Source organism: Streptococcus mitis, assembly GCF_047464945.1.
In the GTDB taxonomy this organism is placed as follows: domain Bacteria; phylum Bacillota; class Bacilli; order Lactobacillales; family Streptococcaceae; genus Streptococcus; species Streptococcus mitis_EA.
In genome coordinates, this window is sequence record NZ_JASHAX010000004.1 from 1 (window position 1) to 20,939 (window position 20,939).

Sequence of the window (20,939 nt, forward strand, 5' to 3'; positions counted from 1 at the left end):
TTGTCGCGTCTTTTTCATAACGTACACTTGGCTCTATTGGCGTAACCACAACCTTAGCCTTGGCTCCATTTCTATTGAAGATTTCTGTTGTCTCTGTTGGAGTTAAGGCACCGGTACTTGCATTGACCGCGTAAGTTATTGTCTTCTTAACAACATCATCGCCTTCTTTAAGGTATTCAACCTCATCTTTAGCTGGGACCTTGACCACTGTCGGTTTTGATGGGACTACTACTGCCGGTTCTTCATGTGGAATGAGGTTACCATCTGTCGGATTCACAGTATAAGTGGTAGTTACTGTTCTAGTGCCTGGAGTACCAGCTACTGTTATTTTTGATCCTCCTTTAGCCTTCGTGGAATCTTTCTCATAACGAACACTTGGCTCTATTGGCGTAACCACAACCTTAGATTTAGCTCCATTTTGTTTGAAGATTTCTTTTTTCTCTGTTGGAGTAAGGGCACCGGTACTTGCATTGACCGCGTAAGTTATTGTCTTCTTAACAACATCATCGCCTTCTTTAAGGTATTCAATCTCATCTTTAGCTGGGACCTTGACCACTGTCGGTTTTGATGGGACTACTACTGCCGGTTCTTCATGTGGAATGAGGCTACCATCTGTAGAATTAACTGTGTAGGTTGTGGTTACTGTTCTAGCGCCTGGAGTACCAGCTACTGTTATTTTTGCTTCACCTTTAGCTTTTGTCGCGTCTTTTTCATAACGTACACTTGGCTGTATTGGCGTAACCACAACCTTAGATTTAGCACCATCTTTCTTGAACACTTCGTCAAGTGTATTTTTAGTAATCTGTCCTGTATCAGGATCTTTCATACTCACAGTTGTTGACTTAATGATGTCATCTCCGCGTTTACTATATACAGCAGTTTCTCCAACTTTTTCTACAGATTTAACTGTTGTAATTTTTTTATCTTGATAACCTGTCCCATCTAAAGAAATTCGTTTTCCAGATATAAACTCTGATCGTCTATTAATCATATCGGCTTCAAAATAAGAACGTGAACTATGACCTCCACTGGTTCGTCCAACATTTATAACAACATCACTATCATTGCTGACACCTTTTCTTATCGTCGAATCATTATCAACAATATAATGAGTCAATTTCCCTGACTTAGCTATTTTTTTGCTATCTAAACCTTTCTGCCAAAAGTCACGACCAGAAACCAAACTTGTCACTACTTTTGGGGCATTAAATGTTGTTCCTTTTTTTAATACATTATTATAAAAGTTTCTATAAGTCTGCTGTTCTTTAGGAGACATGACTCTGCTGTCAGAATATGCCAACTGATAGGCTTCAACCATTGCCCGTTGTACTAAATATCCTCCTAAAGAATGGCCTGTCAAATAAAGATTGGTAATACTCTTATCTTTGGCTAGTTCACGCATGATATTTTCTGCATCTATCCCCTGTTGAGGATTTCCTCCAGTCCCTAGAGTTATATCAGCTCCTATATCTTTCGCATCACTTGTTCCACGAAACGCTAATACTTGTGCAGTTCCATTTGGTAAATATGAGAAATCACTCTTAGTTTCATACAAGACAGCATCTAGTCCACTGGAGGTATGATAACTTTTCTTCCTTTCCCAATAAGGTCCCAATTCCTTATTCATCATCATATACTCATAACGTGGTCTACTGTCACCATTCTTTTTATATAACTCTGATTCTGTTAAGGGTTTCTTATGATCCAGCACTCTATCAATATAATTATCATCACGGTAGGACAATTCCATGAACATAATCATATCGCGCTCACTTACATTCCATTTTAATTTTTCATCTGGCTTTTCTTTACTGTCAATAATACCATCACCATCAGTATCTTCTAATAAGGGATGACTATTATAACCTACATACTTTTTCCCGCCTTTTTCATAAATGTAAAGTTCTTCTTTATCCTTCAAGTAATCATCATCTGTATAAGCTTCTGGACTTAACTGAGGGCCGTTTAATAACAAACTATCAAGCTTATTACCTTCTGAACCGATTACTCCTGCTTTTATTTGCTTAGCATACTCATCAGTTAATTCATACTTTTTAACCTCGGAAGGATTTGATACTGCTCTCACCGCTGGAGTGCTTGATCTGTCTTCACCCGCCACGAAAGCCCCTGTGGGCAAGCTATTATTGCCCATCTCCCCAGATGTCTCAAGTTCTGTAGTCCTTGTAGATATTTTTGGAGTATCCTTTGAAGACGGACTGGAAATATCTCCTCGATTCTCTGACGAACTTTGAGCCTCTTGTTTTTTCTCCACAGTAGGGGTCGAATTCTCCCTTTCAGAATTAGCCCCTATCTCTGTTGCCAAATTATTTTCCGTAGAAGCCAGTACTCCCTGGGATGGTGTAAACAAGGCAACTCCTATCAATACAGAAGCCACTCCAACAGAAAACTTTCGAATCGAAAAACGTTGACGTTTATTAAAAATATCTTTCATTTTACAAACTTTCTTTCTAACTATTTTTTACAAAATAGAGGCTTCTAATATTTTACATAGACAGAATACTAAATCTTGACTAAAATTTTAGAGCTTTTCCTCTACTTTGTCCTAAACTATCGCATTGATTTCTAATCATAGAAAATGGATTGCTTAATATTACTAAAATATCAGTAAAATATAAAAAAATGTAAATATTTCACTTCTAACACTGCCATTATACCATAAAAAATCATAACACTCATGTGTTTTAAAAAAGGTTTGTCAAAAAGTCTTCAAAATCAAAAAACGCATAATATCAGGACTTGAAAACCTTGATACTATGCGTTTTATTGTGGGAAAATCTACTTCATTTTCTCCGAGAACTGAGTTTTTGCCCAGTCTCATCAAATCTAGATTTTTTCTTCTTTGATATCAATCACAATTTCTTCTGATTGGTCAAGAGTTTCGGCCTTTTCTTGCCATTGCTCCTTGAGATTATTGAATTGATTTTTTGATGCTTCTGTTGCTTGACGAGCACATGATTTGGCTTGAGCAAGGACACTGTCCACAGTGATTTCACCTGACTCAACCTGTTCTTTGGTTTTAAGAACAAAATCTGTAGCCTGCTCCTTAATCTCTGTCAGTTTTTCACAGACTTGCTCCTTTGCATACTCTGGATCTTCTCTCAAATCATCTAGAAAATCTTGAGCCTGACTGCAAACTTGTTTGCCCTTATCGCTTGTTAAAAACAAGGCAAGAGCTGCACCTGAAACGGTTCCTAAAAGGATTGAGGATAGTTTACCCATAAGAATTCTCCTTTTTTATTTTTTGAAAAATTTACTTGCAAGACGAAGAGCTGACAAACTTGCACCAGTCTTGAGTGTTTTTGAACCAGCTGATGAAGCTTTCTTGCTCAAGACACGCGCATGGTCATTGAGGTCTGAAACAGATAGAGATAAATCTGCAACAGCGCTAAAGAGCGGATCAATTGTTGCCACCTTGACATTGATATCATCTGCCAAGACATTGACCTTAGCCAACAATTCATTGGTGTGATGCAAGGTCACATCCACATCTGAAGTCAAGGTTTTAATTGTCTTCTCCGTTTCATCGATAACACGACCAAGCTTTTGTACAGTGATAATCAGATAGACCAAAAAGACAATCAAAGCAAGGGCTACAAGAATATATGCAACTTCTAACATTTAGTTTTCCTCCTCAGTAAAATAGTAAAGGGCCTTCTTTCGATTTTGATAAAGAATGATAAAAATACCGAGTCCGATAAGGACAACTGACAGCCATTGAGATACTCGAAGACCAAAGAACATGAGGCTATCTGTCCTCATACCTTCGATGACCATACGACCAAAACCATACCAAATCAAATAGAAGGCAGTGATATGACCTCGTCTGAGACTCTTCCATTTTCGTCTCAATATCAAAATCAAGGCAAAGCCAAGTAGATTCCATAGAGACTCATAAAGGAAGGTTGGCTGACGGTAGGTCCCTTCAATATACATCTGGTCACGGATGAAGCCAGGTAGATAATCCAGATTATCCACCGCTGAACCATAGGCTTCTTGATTAAAGAAATTTCCCCAGCGCCCCAAACTTTGGGCAATCATGACGCTAGGCGCCGCAATGTCTAGAAAATCCCAAGTATTGATGAGCTTACGATCAGCAAAGATGTAGAGTACAAGAGCCCCAGTTATCAAACCACCATAAATGGCCAAACCACCATTCCAAATGGCAAAAATCTCACCGACATTCTGACTATAGTAATCAAAACGGAAAATGACATAGTAGAGACGAGCTCCTAAAATAGCCAAGGGAAAGGCTATCAAGATAAAATCTAAAATATCATCTGGTATGATCTTCTTTCTAGGCGCTTCTTTCATGGTCAAATAAACCGCAAGAATCAAACCTGTCACAATACACAAGGCATACCAACGAATGGCTAGAGGACCTAGATGAATAGCAATTGGATCAAGCATGTTGCACCTCGTTTTGAGCAATGAGATTTGTCAAACGTTCTTCGAACAAACGCGTCGCATCAAAGCCCATTTCCTTGGCACGATAATTCATGGCAGCAGCCTCAATCACGACAGAGATATTACGACCTGTTTTAACTGGAATACGAATACGAGGAATGGCTACGCCAGAAATTTCTATTTCCTCTGCATTGTTTCCAAGACGATCAAAAGTCTTATGTGTATCATAGTTTTCCAAATAGACAGCAAGTTGAACCTGTGAAGAATCCTTGACGGCACTGGCACCGTAGAGGCTCATGACATCGATAATCCCAACACCACGAATTTCAATCAGGTGTCTCAAGATTTCAGCCGGTTCACCCCAAAGAGTAATCTCATCCTTGGCAAAGATATCGACCCGGTCATCAGCTACCAAGCGGTGACCACGTTTGACAAGTTCCAGACCTGTCTCACTCTTACCAATTCCACTATCTCCCTGAATCAAGACGCCCATCCCATAGATATCCATCAAAACCCCATGAACACTGGTACGTTCTGCCAAACGAGAATCCAGATAGCTAGATAACTCTCCAGATAAACGACTTGTCGCTGTACGGCTGGTTAAAATAGCAATCTTACATTCTCTGGCTGCCTTTAACATCTCCTCTGGAACCACCAAACCACGGGCCACAATGACCGCAGGTGTCTCAGGTAGAAACATTTTTTTCAAAACTTCATAACGGCTGTTAGAAGGCATGCTGATCAGATAAGACCACTCCTTCATCCCCAAAAGTTGAATCCGCTCTGGCGTATAGTAGTCAAAATAGCCTGTCATTTCAAGACCAGGTCGCGTAATATCCGCTGTATTGATTTCCTTTTCAAGCAATTCTGGTTCGCCATAGACAATGTCTAGTCTAAGCTTTTCAATCACTTCTTTTACTAAAACCGACATCATTTCCTCCTTCAATCGAGTTCTTTTTACTATTATATCAAATTGTCCTTAGAAGTTTCAGATTTTTGCAGGCTTTGAAGTATTTATTTATACTCAATGAAAATCAAAGAGCAAACTTGGAAACTAGCCGTAGGTTGCTCAAAACACTGTTTTGAGGTTGTAGATGGAACTGACGAAGTCAGCTCAAAGCACTGCTTTGAGGTTGTAGATGAAACTGACGAAGTCAGTAACCATATATACGGCAAGGCGACGTTGACGTGGTTTGAAGAGATTTTCGAAGAGTATTAAAAGAAAAAAGACTAGATTTCTCCAGCCTTTCATTTCTAATTAGAATTTTTTACGTTTACGAGCTGCTTCTGATTTACGTTTACGTTTTACAGAAGGTTTTTCATAGAATTCACGTTTGCGTGTTTCTTGAAGAGTACCAGCTTTAGTAACCGCACGTTTGAAACGACGAAGTGCGTCGTCAAGAGATTCATTCTTACGTACTACTGTTTTAGACATTTTTTTCACTCCCTTCAAGTTCAAGATCTATTCTATTTTACACGTAAAGGGAATAATTGTCAAGAAAAAATGCGGTTTAATTTTGATTTTTTCTTCCATTTATACAAGAGTTGAAGGCGTTCAATAGAACATTGCTTTTTATTTTTCAAGTAAGCTAAGCGCTTCTGCATCTGCAATAATAGTCACATCAGGGTGGTTTTGTAGGCTACTTGCTGGTAAGTTCTCAGTCACTGGACCAGACACGGTTCCAGCAATGGCTTCTGCTTTTGATCCACCATAAGCAAAGAGAAGGATTGACTTGGCATCCAAGATGTTTTTAATCCCCATTGAAATGGCTTGGGTTGGAACATCTTCAATCTTGTCAAAGAAGCGAGCATTGGCTTCGATAGTAGACTGATCAAGTTCGACTAGATGTGTTTGACTGTCAAATGGAGTACCAGGCTCATTAAAGCCGATATGTCCATTGCGACCGATTCCCAAGATTTGGAGGTCAACTGGATGGTCAGCCAAAATTTGGTTGTAGCGTTCTACTTCAGCTTCAGCATTGTCCTTAACCCCACGAGGCAAGAAACTTTCTTTAAATGGTTTTTGGTTAAACAAGTTTTCTTGCATGAAGTGGCGGTAAGACTGAGGATTGTCGCCATCAAGACCTACATATTCATCAAGGTTGACACTGGTTAGATTTGAAAAATCAAGGTCACTTTCAACGATTTCTTTGTAAAATTCAAGCGGGCTGCTTCCTGTCGCAAGTCCCAATGTTTGAGCACCATTAGCCAATTTTTCCTTCAAAATCTCAAAAGCAACTTTTCCACCTTCAACTTGGTTTTCAACTTTAATAACTTTCATCTTTTCATCCTCCATTTCTATCTATATTTATTATATGGTATAGACCAATTTTTGTCAAGTGAAAACGATTTAATTTCTAAAAAAAGAGCGTCCACACTTGAAACATGTTATAATGGATAAGATTAGAACTTAGAAAGAATGAACAGATATATGAATACAGCTGATTTTGATTTCCACTTACCTGAGGAATTGATTGCCCAAACACCCCTTGAAAAACGAGATGCCTCTAAACTCCTCATCGTCAACCGTGAGACGGGAGAAATGCAGGATAAACACTTCCACTCTATTATTGACATGCTGGAACCTGGTGATGCCCTTGTCATGAACGACACCCGCGTTCTCCCTGCTCGCCTCTATGGTCAAAAAGAGGAGACAGGAGGCCATGTGGAACTTCTCCTGCTAAAAAATACTGCTGGAGATGAGTGGGAAGTTCTGGCTAAACCTGCTAAACGCCTCAAGGTTGGCACTCGTGTTAACTTTGGTGATGGTCGTCTCAGCGCTGTCGTGACGGAAGAATTGACCCACGGGGGCCGTATTGTTCGCTTTGAATACCAAGGAATTTTCCTAGAAGTCTTGGAAAGCCTGGGTGAAATGCCTCTGCCACCTTATATCCACGAAAAACTGGATGACCGTGAACGTTATCAAACCGTCTACGCCAAGGAAAGTGGCTCTGCTGCTGCACCGACTGCTGGACTGCACTTCACCAAAGAACTGCTGGCAGAAATCCAAGGCAAGGGTGTTCATCTAGTCTATCTGACTCTCCATGTCGGACTCGGAACCTTTAGACCCGTTTCTGTGGACAATCTAGACGAACACGAAATGCACTCAGAATTCTACCAACTTTCTGAGGAAGCAGCTGCCACCCTTCGCTCTGTTAAGGAAAATGGTGGTCGCGTTATCGCTGTCGGAACCACTTCTATCCGCACATTGGAGACTATTGGTTCCAAGTTTGATGGGCAAATCCAGGCAGATTCTGGCTGGACCAATATCTTTATCAAACCTGGATACCAATGGAAGGTTGTCGATGCCTTTTCAACCAATTTCCACCTACCAAAATCAACTCTAGTCATGTTGGTTTCTGCCTTTGCAGGCCGTGAATTAGTCTTGGATGCCTACCACCATGCCATCCAAGAACACTACCGCTTCTTTAGTTTTGGCGATGCCATGTTTATCTATTAATTTACATAATCAAAAAACGCATATTATCAGGCATTATAAAAACTTGATAGTATGCGTTTTGTTATGGATAAAAATTGAGTTAATTTTTTCTCAAGCTCGAATCTTTCAAATTCTGGACACTGGCATTGATCACCGCACCGACAATCAAAATCTTAGCGATGAGAATAAACCAGAACATCATGACCACAACGACAATAGAACTGAAAAAACGGACGTCCACTAGGTGATTGACATAATTGTTAACATAGACTGAAAAGATATTGAGCAGTAAGGCCAGAGTCAGCATGACAAAGGCACTACCCGGCAATACAGAGCGAATTCGTCGGACCTTAACATTAGGCAGGAAATAATAAAGCATGACCAAGATTGCAAAAATCAAAGCATAGACCAAAGGGCCTGTTAGGTCTTGCAGATAATCAAAGAGAGGACTATCCGATTTCCAGTAACTTTTGATAAGGTTGAGAAGCATGCGACCAAAAACACTCAAAAATAGAGCCAAGGCAAAGAGAATCTGTAAGCCAAAACTGACAAACAAACTCATGAGTTGATGAGAAATCATCCCACGATTTTTTGCTACTCCGTAAGCTTTATTAAAGGCTTTCTGTAGGAAATTCATGGATTTTGAAAAGGTCCAGAGGGCTGACAAAACCGCAAAACTCAATAAACCCGTTGACGGTTGGGTCAGCACTTCTGTAATAATCTTTGCGACCACATCATACATGGTATCGGGCAAAAATTCATTGACAACCTTTAAAAAATTAGAAACTGGAATTTGAAAATAAGGAAGGATATTGACCACCACCAAAAGCAGAGGAAAAATCGAAATCAACCAATAGTAGGCTACTGCGACACTGGTCAACTCACTATCTGATGCTTGATAATAATGCAAAAAGGCTTTTACTAAAGGCTTGTCTATCAGCTCTTTCCACCACTTTTTCATGTCACACTCCTTCACTTACAATCTTGATTAATTTCTTCTTACCAATTCCACCATATCATAAGGCAGGGTATTGGCAGCTTCCTTCAAGGAATAGTTCTCTAAGTTATTCACATTTTGTCGTAACTTCTTGGCGTACTTGGTTGTAATCAATCGTTTCTCTTCATATTCGAAAATCAACTTGCGCTCTAAGTAATACCCTCTCAGCATCTCATCGATATTGTTGGGCTTGATACGATTGATAACCCGTTCCACAAAGGCACCACTGGTGATAATATCTGTTTCACGAAGACGAGAATCCTGCATGAAGCTGATCAAAGAACTCTTATAAACCCCTTTTAGGTTCTCCAAACTTTCGATAATCATCTCTGTATTTTCTAGATAGAGCTCTGCTATTTGGTCATAGTCAAGAGCTCTGAGTTTCTGTGATTCTTCATTTTTCCAACTGCGGAAGGTCTTGCCAAGAGTAAAGACTTCGTGAAGGAGAAAACGTAAAATCCGCAAGGAAACAAGGAAATAATAGGTCAATCGTGACGCAAACTTACGATTGATACTTTGTTCCATGTTTTTCAAATATCGTTGGTAAACTCGATAGGCACGCTCACTCATCTTGTCCTCTTCATAAGCCTGTTCTAAACCATCACTTTCAATACTGAGGATGAGAAGTTTTAAGGCCTCCCAGTCTTCTTGAGCTCCCTTATTTTCTTGACTCAGGATGAGATTTTCAATACGTCCATGATAATTGTCAATAGCTGCATAGAGGGGAAGTTTATTTCTGGTACCTTCCAACTCTTTTTCCAACTCTAGTGTCACTTCATTTAAAATGGCGATATGCATGAGATAATCCTTGCTTTCTTCCTGTTCGTCAGAAAGATGAGGCAAGACCACGAGGCCTGTTAAAAAGCTTACAAGCGTCACACCTGCAACAAGGAAAAGCAAGAGAGGATACTTCTGTTCTAGATTACTTGGTATCAGAAGGATTGTAGCAATCGACACCGTTCCCTTGACACCTGAAAAGGTCAAAAGAAGCATGTCCTTCATATACTTATTTAGCTTTTTCTTGAGACGTCTAGTCCTATAGGCATAATAGCCATAAATCATGACAAAACGAATAGCAAAGAGGACAAAGGTAAGGGCTATAAGAGATCCCAATAAAAGTAAGGGATTATAGATTGGATTGGTCAAGATAGGCTCTGCTATCATTTCCAGCTCCATCCCTAAAATCACAAAGACAGAACCGTTGAGCATAAAATTCACTGTGTGCCAAACCGTCTCGGTCACCGTATCCACTTGAGCTTCAAGGAGCGTAATTTTCTTAAAACGGCTTGCCTTTAAAATCCCAGCAACCACAACGGCAATAATCCCTGAAACATGGACTTCTTCTGCCAGGAAGAAGGTTACCAAGGGCAAACTCAATTCCAGAAGGAGCTCACTAGCAATATCCGTTGCTCTCACACTTAGCAAGAAGCTATGGAGGAAACGGTTGGTCATGGCTGTTAAAAAGCCAATCAACAAACCGCCTAGGATTGAAAAGATGAGCGAACTGCTAGCTTGCCCAAGGGAAAAGGCTCCAGTTGTCCAGGCTGTCAAGGCTACCTGAAAGGCAACCAAACCTGATGCATCATTCAAAAGTCCTTCACCCTTAAGGATATTAGACACGCGCTTTGGAAAGCTAAACCGCTCCGAAAGAGAGGCAAAGGCCACCAAATCCGTAGGGCCAAGTGCCGCCCCAACAGCCAAGCAAGCTGCCAAGGGAAGGCTGAGCCAAAGAAGATGGGCCAAGCTACCCAAACTCAGGGTCGAGATGAAAATCACTGGAAATATGAGGTAAACAATGATTCGCCAGTGTTTTAAAATAGCTGTAATGTCCGCTTCTTCCGACTCTCTGAAAAGTAAGGGCCCGATAACCAGTGCCAAAAACAACTCTGTATTGAGGTGAAAGTCGGTATTGGGTAAAAAGAGACCAATCACAATTCCCAAAAGAATTTGCACCAAAGGGAGAGGCAAAAAGGGCAGGAGCTTATTGGTTGTACTTGAGACAATCAAGACCAGTAAAAATAGGATGAGGTAAATCAGTAATTCCACGCACGACCTCCTTAATCTTTTTTACAACAGGATTCAAACATCTCCTTCTGCTCTTTGATTTTTTGGTCAATCTTGGAACAATCTTTGTGCTCAATTTTTCTCTGGCACCGTTCCATTTCAAGAGCAACTAATTTTTTCTTGATTTTAAGCATTTTTTTGCTCATGTGTGCTTGGTCTAACACACCCACCGCTCGTTCGTGGTGGGTTGACTCGACAAAATTCTGGCGCATGGCATCCAGCTTTTCACGTAGGTATTGTTTATCCATGTCTATATCTCTCTAATTTTTCAATCATCACTAAAAATGGCGGGTTATTAACTTGGTTCAGGGTTCGGTAAATGGTAGCTGTGTACTCCTGTTGGTTCAACTGGCTAACAAAATCCAAGACAGCATCTTTCTCGAGGTCGCCTCCATCATGACCATAGTAGATCATAATGGCAATTCGTCCACCTTTGACAAGCAAATGACACAGTTTTTCTAATGCTTCAATCGTTGTCTGAGGTTGGGTGATGACAGACTTATCAGCTGATGGCAAATAGCCCAGATTAAAAATCCCTGCCTTGGCTTCTGTCACAAACTGGTCCAGTGTCTCATGGCCTTGCAAGATTAACTGGGCATTTGTCATTCCAGCTTGGTTCAAACGCTCTTGGGTCTTTTCCAAGGCTTGCTCCTGAATATCAAAGGCATAGACTTTCTTAGCTAGTTTGGCTAAAAAAAGCGTGTCATGGCCATTTCCCATAGTCGCATCCACTACGATATCCTCTTTTGTCACTACCTCAGCCAAAAAATCATGTGCCATTTCAAGTGGTCTTTTCATTTTCAAACTCCTGTTTTACAGCCTTGCATCCTTGAACACTTCCACGACGTCGCATTTCAGTTTCAATAGCATTTAGCACTTCCCATTTATTGAGGCTCCACATAGGCCCAATCAGCATATCTCTAGGTGCATCTCCTGTGATTCGATGGATGACAATGTGCTTGGGAATGATTTCCAGTTGGTCACAGATGACCTTAACATATTCGTTCTGGCTCATCAACTGCAAACGTCCCTCGTGGTAATCTCGTTGCATACGCGTATTGGTCATCAGATGAAGCAAATGCAGTTTAATTCCTTGAATATCGTTATCCGTGACACAGCGACGGACATTTTCAATCATCATCTCATGGGTTTCACCAGGCAAACCGTTGATCAGATGAGAAACAATCTCAATCTTTGGATACTTTCTCAAACGCTTGACCGTTTCCACGTACAACTCATAGGAATGGGCACGGTTAATCAGGTCAGAGGTTGCTTCATAAGTGGTCTGCAAGCCCAATTCAACCGTCACATGCATGCGCTCCGACAACTCAGCCAAATACTCGATAGTTTCGTCTGGTAAACAGTCTGGGCGCGTTCCAATATTGATTCCTACTACACCTGGCTCATTGATAGCCTGCTCATAGCGCTCTCGGATGACTTCCACCTTTTCATGGGTGTTGGTAAAATTTTGAAAATAAACCAGATACTTCTGAACATCCGGCCACTTACGGTGCATAAAGTCAATTTCCTTATAAAATTGCTCACGGATAGGCGCATCCGGTGCCACAATGGCATCTCCAGAACCAGAAACCGTACAAAAAGTACAGCCCCCATGAGCCACAGTTCCATCACGATTGGGACAGTCAAATCCCGCATCAATAGGGACTTTAAAGGTCTTTTCTCCAAAGAGTTTTCGATAATAATCATTCAAGGTATTATAAGATTTCATAACTTTCATTATAACAAAAAACACCCACAATCTCAAAAGCCTGACTTTCCTATAAATTCCTCTGTTTCTCGTTTCCATTAGCCTTTTTTTATGATACAATATGGGTATGATTTTAATGAAATTAGCATCTATTTTATTATTGATACTGACCTTAGTCGTCTGCATTATCATAACCAAACTTTTTAGATTAAAAAAACTAGGACGAAACTTTGCGGATTTGGCTTTTCCAGTCTTGGTATTTGAGTACTACCTGATCACAGCTAAAACCTTTACCCATAATTTCCTCCCTAGACTAGGCCTAACCCTCTCAGTCCTAGCCATTATTCTCGTTTTTTTCTTTCTTTTGAAAAAACGCAGCTTTTACTATCCTAAATTCATCAAATTCTTCTGGCGTGCAGGATTCTTATTAACCCTTGTCATGTATATTGAGATGATTGTTGAATTGATGGCTCAGAAATAAAAAAATGAAATCAAAAACACCTCAATCAAACTAAAATACAGTGATTGAAGTGTTTTTTCTTTATATCTTTTTTAATAATTCTTATACTCAATGAAAATCAAAGAGCAAACTAGGAAGCTAGCCGCAGGCTGTACTTGAGTACGGCAAGGTGAAGCTAACGTGGTTTGAATTTGATTTTCGAAGAGTATTATTTTCCTCCTTTATCAGGAAAAAGGTAACCAATACCTACACAAGCCAGCACACCTGCTCCAATGACTAAGCCACTTGAAATTGGCAACAGGTCCAAAATTGCATTTGCGATGACGAAGGCAATAATGAAACACATCAGACTAGCCTTGTAATCCTTTTTCAAAAGATTCTCTAGAGTGAAATAGAGGAACAAACCTACCGGAATCAGTGACCAGAGGTTGACATCCAAATTTGGCCAGCCAACAGAACCAAAATACACTACTGTCGCTGCTGCTATTAAAAATACAATCCCCAATAATTTTTTCATTTGTTTATCTCCAATTTCGTTTTTAGGAACTTGAGTTATCTGATATTGATACCTCACGTCCCTTACAAAAATCATTATAGCAGAGGTCAGTTTCAAGAACAAGTTCTTTTGCCTATCTGGTCTCTATCTCGGTCTAAGTGGTTGAATAATAGCGATAAAATAAGGAATCAGGTAAAACAAATAAAAAGGAATTAAGCAACCAAACGCTACTTAATTCCTTGAAATTGTCTCATCACCTCTATTAGCCTTTAAATTTTGATAGACTCTATTTTCTAATCAATGTGACCAATATTGTCAATACTAACCCTTTCAATCAATTTATTAGTTATAGAAACTAAATCCATTAATAAATCCAAAAAGGGTATCAATAGTAAAGTAAACTAAATAATTGAGTTATAAATAGCTATTTTCACAAAACGGTTTCATCATTATACTATCTCAGTACACAAACCATTTTTCTATATCTTTTGTCTTAATCTTGATCTTTTTTCTTTAATCCAAGAAATGCACCTAAGGTAAACATTATTCCGGCAACCAATGACGTAAAGCCTTCGCTAACTGTTCCGGTTTTTGGCAACCTATCATTGTTAGTAGTTGATTTACTATCAATATTGGTATGTTTATTATCTATGTTCTCTGGTTCATTAAGATAAACTTCCTTCTTATTTTCATCAGGAACTGTAACTTTGACATCCTCAGTTGAATCAGATCTTTGACTTTCATCTAATTGACTATAATTTACTTGTACAGGAACTGTAGTTTTGACATCTTTAGTTGAATCAGATTTGTGTGAATGATTTTCTCTTTGTAAATCCTCTTTTCTGTGACTTTCATCTAATTGATTATGATTTGCTTGCACCTTATCTTTCTTTTTGGATACATCAAAAGTAGGTTTATTTTCCTCCTCCTTTTTCTCCTCTATTTTCTTGAATACAGGTTTTATAAGGGTATCTTTTGATAGATTAAGAACATAGCCAACGTCTTTTTTCCCTTCGACACCAGAAATTTCCCAGCCATCAAATTGATATCCTTTTTCTAATTCTCCCTTATAGACAGGTAAAATAAAATCTTCTTCCGACACTATCGTTGAACTCATTTCTTTTCCATTTTGAATGGTCACAGTCACCGTATGAGGTTTTAATTCGCTCACCTCTCCCGTATCTTTGTTTAAAATGAATTCTTTTACGGTCGTATTTCTTGCAAAATCTTTTACAACAATCTTAATGTTTAGTGTCTTATCTGTTAGTTGTTTAATATCATCAAATGATTTATATTCTTTTCCATTTACATAAATATGTTTGTCTTGAATCTCACCATCGAATCCATTATTTCTTTTATCATTGATGTTAAAGACTACAGATTTGCCATCAGCATATTCAATACTAGTATTTCCCTTAGGATCAATGTTTACTTCTGGTTTAACATTATCATATAAAAATTGATAGTGTACTCCAACCGCTTTCGCATTCAAATCGCTATAGCCAGTTTTAAGATAAACATTTCCATCCATATCTGTTACCTTATCTGGGAATCCGTTTGCTTTATAGTCTTTCATTCCCCAGTCCATGATGTCACCGTCTTTAACATTAAGCTTAACGTTAAAATCTCTAGTGTTATCAATGTGTAAATCTCCGTAGATTAAATAATTATCTACAACCGATTCATTAACTCTCAACTCCCAGTTAAAACCACCCTTATCAGAAATCTTACCTCTTAAATAAAATTCTGGATTTCGTACATAAATTTTATTAGATTTAGATGGATTAAAGTAGTTCTTGTCCATTGAAAGGTTTACTGGTTTTGCATCAATAAATAACGTAGAGCCATCTTCTTTTATAGCTTCTACATTGGACTTATCCTCTCCAGTGTACTCTTTATCATCTTTACCGAATAATACCAGTTTAGAAGGATCTGTCACAAGATTTCCATCTTTATCGATTGCTTCCCCTTTATCATTCATCTTAAAGGTAAACACTTGATACCTTACAATGTTAAAGCCGTCCAAAGCCGACATTAATACTGATTGAGTACTTCTTCCATCTTCAACATTTCTACTATCAGCATAAATTATTTTTTCTGAAAGAACTCTTAGATTAGGATTGGCCTTTTGTATTTTTGCTATATCTTCCTTGCTATAGACTCCATTTCCTTCTAACATATCCGTTTTTCCAGGATTATAGGTAGTCACTTTTAGTGCATAGCCTTTTCTTATAATGATGTTATCCTTTAACAGATATTGTTGTTTTTCTGAATCAGAATAGATTTTACCAGATTCCATTTCAGTTAAATTATTTGGTTTATTCTTTGAAAGATCTCCTTCTCCTAATTCTATTATATTCCCATAACTTGATGCATATGGATATTCTGTTTTAGTTTCCTTATTTTTTTCAGGCATTCTAATCTTCGTTTCAGCTTTTATCTGATCATCATCTTTAACAAAGAATCTCATATCTCCTGCAAAAGCTAATCCATCCACAATATCATTAATATTAGCGTATAAATCAAATGTCATCGTTTTTGAATGGGAATCATACTTGGTCGCTTTGATTTCTATAGATTTATAGTTATTTCCATAATATACCTTGGCATTTTTAGACACATTACTTATCTTTCCAAGAATTTCAAAGTGTCCATCTTTAGACGGGCTTAGAACACCATAAATTTTTGATTTTATTTCGTCAAGTTTTTCAGTTTCATATTCTAAGGCACTACCATCGTCATAAGCAATGATATTTCCCTTATCATCGTATTTATAATCGTATTCTTCTGTTCTCTTACCAGTTTCACTTGTAAAGTCATCAACTTCTCTAAATTTCTTTTTAATGAGTTTCTTCAAGTCTTTACTTTCAAACTCTCTAATTGTTGAAATAGTTTTATGAATAGTCAAGCTAGATTTTTCTTCGATAGACTCTTCATTGTCTTGATGATTTTCTTCCTCAGTTGTATCTTTTTTAAGACTATCCTCTTTTCTATTTTCTAAATTTTTAAATTTAGATTCGGAAATCTCGCCAATCTTTTGGTATTTAGATGAATCTTGATCAGGATCTACTAGATAATAGGAAATCATCCCCTTTTCATCAGCATGATCAGCAAATTTAATTCTATGAATCTTTGTGAAATTGCTAGAGCCATCTAGTGCAATGACTTCAATGATTTTTCCTCTTAAATCTCCTGCACCATTAATTTCATAAATGGTATTTCCGTCTTTGTCAAGTTTCCTATTTCTTCCTTGACCCTCACCTGCGTAAGTTACTTCAAGATTTTTCTCAACTTCTCCATCTTCATTAACCAGAGCGGCGCCTGCATACCAAACTTCGTTGGCAATCTCGTCAAATTTTTCAGGATGTTCTTTTTGATCTCTCGCAAATAGGGTTTCATTCTTGTATTGATCTTTTACCTTGTGATAAGTATCCTTTGTGATCAGCTTAATTTTTTCAGGATTTGAAAAATCAACCGAAACAATCTTAGGGGCTGTGTTATCAATTTTTACAGGAATATAGGAAACCTGCCATGGGTAATCTTTAGTTAATCTATATTTAAATTTATAGAAATATTGACCTTCTGCAATTGGTTCAAATTGACCTCTTATCCTAGTAGCTGGATCTTTGGTATCCTTGCTTTCTGGTGCATTTTCTTCTTTCCCTCTAGGATTATAGATGAGTCCATCCCATTTCAAGTCGCCCCAAACTTTTAGCTTAGAAGATTTGATTCCCTTTGCATCATTTCTTTTAGAGTTTAAAATTCCTTTAACAAAGTGTTCTCTCGAAATGACTTTTAAGTCAATTTGATTTTCTCCCTCTTTATTTGTATTTACTATTGAAATCATTCCTTCTTCTGCACTTCTTAATACAAGTGGAGAAGGTGTTAATCCTCTCTCAAGTTGAGCATCTTGAGGATTTCCATTTGAATCTAAAGGATAAATTTTAGCAATATTAGAACCACTTGATGATGGTGCGTTGATACCTTCGTTATTGAAAGCAAATAATTCTGGATTTTGATCTAGGGATGTTGTATTTTTATCTTTTCTATTTTGTATAACTCCTGCTGGATTAAATTTATCTATACCATGTTCTCCACCAATTCCCTTATTTAAGGTTCCTGGAATTTTTGGTTTACCATCATCATCATAACCTTCCATTGTTTTTGATTTTGAACCTTCTTCCCAGGCCCATTTATCAAGGATTGGTTCCTTATTCCAATCCCCAGCAAATCCCATTAGAGGCATCGATAAAGAAGGTTGGAAATTTGTTTTCTTCCCATTGGAGTTTAGAGCTTCCATTTCTTCCACTGACTCAAAATGAATAAATGATTCTACAAATTTATTTTTATTTTTAGCCTCTCCAACGTTTATAACCGCATTTAAATCAAAACTAGAATTTGGGCTTATAGTAAAAGTATCATGCTCAAATGTAATATTTGCATCTTTTACTTTCTCTGGGTGAATTTCTGGAACAATTTGCTTCCCATCTGGAGATTTTTCATCTTTGTATGTTTCATCCAGTTTTAGTCTATCAGTTAGAGCATCTGTAGTTACCGCTGATGCTGAAGCTTTAAAGGTTAAAGGTCTGTTTGATGTATTGTGAAGCTTAATTGTAAAGTATTTTTTATCTCCTTTTATTTCTTTAAGAGAAATAGAACCATAAGAGTTTACCAAACCTTTAGAATCCGTGTTTTTAAAAGTAGCTACAACTTCATTTCTCAAAGCATTGGCCACATTAATTAGCCCTGCTCCCTGTTGTCTAGGTGATGCAAAGTATTGACTTTTTTCTTTCCAAGAAGTTGCATCCATCATAGGCCGTGCAGTATTTTGTAGGGCAATTTTTGTAAGACTTGTAAGGTCTATTTTGTCATCTCCCTTAAGATTTTTCAAGGCAGGTCTTTCAAGCATTTCCTTTAACTTTGGTCTAATCAAAACAGTAGAAGCTGCCACGATTGGAGTTGCCATACTAGTCCCTGACATATAACCATAAGTTGATTTCCCATTAATGACATTGAGAGTGGATTTAATATTTTTACCTGGTGCTGAGACATCAGGCTTTAAAAGCAAATCTGTTCTCGGTCCCCAAGATGTGGATCCTGCTGGGACTATAATATCTTCTTTATACAATTCTTTGTCTGTGTCAGGTGCAAACTTAAAGTCAATTTCTTTTTCATCACCTACATTCGGTTTATTAGAATTATAGCTTGCCATATCAATTGGATAGTATTGCTCCAATTTATCTTTGAAATCTTCCTTACTATTTCTTTTAACCTCAGTTTTTTTATCAGGATTAATCATGTTCCATAGCTTTACACCATCATCTCCTGAAATTGAGAAAACTTGACTTTTAGTCCCTTCATCCGCTTCATATCCCATGGCTGGAAGCTCTGTCCAATTATCTCTATTGTAGTAATTGACAGTATTTACAACCATAATGGCGCGTGCGCCCTTATCCGTTGCTCTTTTAAAAGCATCTTTTAAATCCTTGGTATAAATTCGATCCATTACTGCAATTTTGCCCTTAAGATCCAATCCTATCAAATCTTTGTCTTGACCTTTGCCTATATATACAAAGTTTAATTTACTAGGAGCTTTTGAACCGTCTTCATTTGTTGTGATTTTATTCTTATCGAAAAAGGCCCCTATATTTCTGTATTTAAAATTTTCTCCACCTATGTTGACTTTATCAAACTCAACTGTCTGATTTTTAGCAGAAGCGACTGCTATCGCATCTTCATGTGCTGCAGTTCGCGTTACATTTCCAGTATCTGTCATTTTCAGATTATTATTTGCCACTAAATCCCATGAAGAACTTGAAGCAGAAGTCGCATAGTTACCCGTAGCTACAACCATTGGAATGCCTGCTTTTCTTAACGCTCTAATAGCTTCCCAATATTTCTCACCTACAAGACCTGTTCCTGTAAAGCCAGATGATACCGAAACAACATCGACATTGTGTTTGATCGAATCTTCAATAGCATGAAACATTGTTTCATCTCCTGCGAAGCCAGATCCTGCGTCAGAGTACATTTTATAAGAGAAGATCTGTGCATTAGGAGCAATTCCATCTATTCCGTTAAAGTTTTTAATATCTTTTTCAGTATCATTTCCCGCAAGAATCCCTGCAATATGCATTCCATGTGGATCAAAATAATCGCTTCCATCATCAGCTTTTTCTACAGTGATTTTACCACCATTATAATAATTGAAAGCATGAGGGATTTTATCACTCAACCAGAAATTTTTATCAGTACCTTTTAAGTCTTCTTTTTTGAATTTCATTGAGCCTTTAGCATCATCATCAATCCTCATGGCCTTATGCCTATAATCTGTCCCGGTATCGATATTTGAAATGACCATACCTCTACCATCAAAATTTTTACCAAATGGAGCATTGATAGATTTTAGGTAATCAATTGCCTCTTCAACTCCAATTTCCTTCCTAGCATGATTCATCATTGGCTGGACTTTTTGTGATCGTTCAACCGATGAGATACCTTCTATTAGTTTAATTTTGTCCAGATTATCTGGAGTTGTTTCTATTGCAACACCATTAAAAACCGTATCATAAGTATATAAAACTTTTGTATCCTTAAGATTGGATAATTCCTTGATTGCTTTTTCTCCAGATTCCTTATCTTTAAATTCAGCAATATAGACAAGTTTATCCTCTTTTTGGGGACTTTCTGGGTCTTTACTTGCAGACGAGTCTGCATTATCTCCTTGTGATTGATTGGAATCTTCTTTTTTGCTTGTTGCTTTTTCGTTATTAGTTTTATTATCTATCACAGATTCTTTACTAACAACTTCTTTTTCCTCAATAAGCGTTGTTTTCTTCTCTTCAGTATCCTTTGAAGTTTCTATAGCATTATGAACATCTTCAAGTTTTTCTTTGTTTTCTTTTTGTTTATCTACTACTTTTTCTTTATCAGAGATAGTTAAAGCATCTTCAGAGCTAGATGTGTCTGCTAAAACTACCTCATTAGGGACATATGCTGCTAAAATAACTGCAGCTGTGGTTAATGACAATACTGTACTTTTTTTCATTTTAATTCCTTACATATTTATTTAACTTCCAATAGATAGAAAACTTTAACTTTGCTAGCCTTTGTTATAAAAAGTTTTACTAAGTATTATCTAGGAAATAGAGTAGTACATTTATATATAATTGTTAGCTCTCCATAAAAATAGTATATCATTTAAAAAATTTAAGTCAAGAAAAATTAATATGCGTTAATTTATTTTTTAACACGCGTTAAAAATATATAGTCAAAAACTTTCGTAGTTAGCTGGGGTATATTATCAGAATATTCACACCATCAAAAATAGTAGCAATCAACTTAAAGCAC

At 37.6% G+C, this 20,939-nt stretch carries 17 protein-coding genes; 3 read left to right on the forward strand and 14 right to left on the reverse strand.

Annotation, left to right across the window (positions count from 1 at the left end):
* From QM424_RS05585 to hprK, 5 genes are all read right to left on the reverse strand, one after another.
* Positions 1-2,452, reverse strand: a 2,452-nt coding sequence (locus QM424_RS05585) for a YSIRK-type signal peptide-containing protein (protein ID WP_414393532.1), incomplete at its 3' end; no start/stop codon positions are given.
* A 392-nt stretch (positions 2,453-2,844) separates the two neighbouring features.
* Positions 2,845-3,240: a YtxH domain-containing protein gene (locus QM424_RS05590; RefSeq protein ID WP_414393534.1), complete on the reverse strand. Its 396-nt coding sequence runs from the start codon at positions 3,238-3,240 to the stop codon at positions 2,845-2,847.
* 15 nt (positions 3,241-3,255) lie between these two features.
* Positions 3,256-3,639, reverse strand: a complete 384-nt coding sequence (locus tag QM424_RS05595) for a DUF948 domain-containing protein (protein WP_000895040.1) — start codon at positions 3,637-3,639, stop codon at positions 3,256-3,258.
* Positions 3,640-4,428 carry a prolipoprotein diacylglyceryl transferase gene (lgt, locus tag QM424_RS05600; RefSeq protein WP_414393536.1) on the reverse strand — a complete coding sequence of 263 codons (789 nt, stop codon included), beginning with the start codon at positions 4,426-4,428 and terminating at the stop codon, positions 3,640-3,642.
* Positions 4,421-5,356 (reverse strand): HPr(Ser) kinase/phosphatase, encoded by a 936-nt coding sequence (gene hprK / locus QM424_RS05605; protein WP_414393538.1) that lies wholly within the window; start codon positions 5,354-5,356, stop codon positions 4,421-4,423. The genes lgt and hprK overlap by 8 nt, the downstream gene beginning before the upstream one ends.
* Positions 5,357-5,452: 96 nt before the next feature.
* Between hprK and QM424_RS05610 the strand changes: the two genes are divergently transcribed.
* On the forward strand, positions 5,453-5,644 hold the full coding sequence (locus QM424_RS05610) for a hypothetical protein (protein ID WP_414393540.1): 192 nt from the start codon (positions 5,453-5,455) through the stop codon (positions 5,642-5,644).
* A 39-nt stretch (positions 5,645-5,683) separates the two neighbouring features.
* On the opposite strand, the gene rpsU is transcribed toward QM424_RS05610, so the two are convergent.
* Together rpsU and QM424_RS05620 are read right to left on the reverse strand one after the other, a co-directional pair.
* The gene (gene rpsU, locus QM424_RS05615; protein ID WP_000048054.1) at positions 5,684-5,860 is read right to left on the reverse strand and encodes a 30S ribosomal protein S21; all 177 of its coding nucleotides are present in this window, start codon (positions 5,858-5,860) and stop codon (positions 5,684-5,686) included.
* 138 nt (positions 5,861-5,998) lie between these two features.
* Complete coding sequence (locus tag QM424_RS05620) at positions 5,999-6,706, reverse strand: glucosamine-6-phosphate deaminase (protein WP_414393542.1); 708 nt, start codon at positions 6,704-6,706, stop codon at positions 5,999-6,001.
* Positions 6,707-6,856: 150 nt separating this feature from the next.
* On the opposite strand from QM424_RS05620, the gene queA reads away from it, so the two are divergent.
* Positions 6,857-7,885: a tRNA preQ1(34) S-adenosylmethionine ribosyltransferase-isomerase QueA gene (gene queA / locus QM424_RS05625; protein WP_101782749.1), complete on the forward strand. Its 1,029-nt coding sequence runs from the start codon at positions 6,857-6,859 to the stop codon at positions 7,883-7,885.
* A 79-nt stretch (positions 7,886-7,964) separates the two neighbouring features.
* Here queA and QM424_RS05630 read toward each other — a convergent pair whose 3' ends face one another.
* From QM424_RS05630 to mnmL, 5 genes are read right to left on the reverse strand one after another with little or no spacing between them, the layout of a single operon-like run.
* The gene (locus QM424_RS05630) at positions 7,965-8,825 is read right to left on the reverse strand and encodes a YihY/virulence factor BrkB family protein (RefSeq protein WP_414393544.1); all 861 of its coding nucleotides are present in this window, start codon (positions 8,823-8,825) and stop codon (positions 7,965-7,967) included.
* Positions 8,826-8,852: 27 nt separating this feature from the next.
* Positions 8,853-10,907: a cation:proton antiporter gene (locus QM424_RS05635; RefSeq protein WP_414393546.1), complete on the reverse strand. Its 2,055-nt coding sequence runs from the start codon at positions 10,905-10,907 to the stop codon at positions 8,853-8,855.
* Positions 10,908-10,918: 11 nt separating this feature from the next.
* Positions 10,919-11,173, reverse strand: a complete 255-nt coding sequence (locus QM424_RS05640) for a hypothetical protein (RefSeq protein ID WP_023945631.1) — start codon at positions 11,171-11,173, stop codon at positions 10,919-10,921.
* On the reverse strand, positions 11,166-11,723 hold the full coding sequence (mnmM, locus tag QM424_RS05645; RefSeq protein WP_414393549.1) for a tRNA 5-(aminomethyl)-2-thiouridylate-methyltransferase MnmM: 558 nt from the start codon (positions 11,721-11,723) through the stop codon (positions 11,166-11,168). The genes QM424_RS05640 and mnmM overlap by 8 nt, the downstream gene beginning before the upstream one ends.
* Positions 11,707-12,663, reverse strand: coding sequence for a tRNA modification radical SAM protein MnmL/YtqA (mnmL, locus tag QM424_RS05650; RefSeq protein WP_414393551.1), 957 nt, complete (start codon positions 12,661-12,663; stop codon positions 11,707-11,709). The genes mnmM and mnmL overlap by 17 nt, the downstream gene beginning before the upstream one ends.
* 91 nt (positions 12,664-12,754) lie before the next feature.
* Between mnmL and QM424_RS05655 the strand changes: the two genes are divergently transcribed.
* Positions 12,755-13,114, forward strand: a complete 360-nt coding sequence (locus QM424_RS05655; RefSeq protein WP_414393553.1) for a DUF3397 domain-containing protein — start codon at positions 12,755-12,757, stop codon at positions 13,112-13,114.
* Between the two features lie 187 nt (positions 13,115-13,301).
* Here QM424_RS05655 and QM424_RS05660 read toward each other — a convergent pair whose 3' ends face one another.
* On the reverse strand, positions 13,302-13,610 hold the full coding sequence (locus tag QM424_RS05660; protein WP_414393555.1) for a hypothetical protein: 309 nt from the start codon (positions 13,608-13,610) through the stop codon (positions 13,302-13,304).
* Positions 13,611-14,082: 472 nt separating this feature from the next.
* On the reverse strand, positions 14,083-20,637 hold the full coding sequence (locus QM424_RS05665) for a S8 family serine peptidase (RefSeq protein WP_414393557.1): 6,555 nt from the start codon (positions 20,635-20,637) through the stop codon (positions 14,083-14,085).
* Positions 20,638-20,939 lie beyond the last annotated feature (302 nt).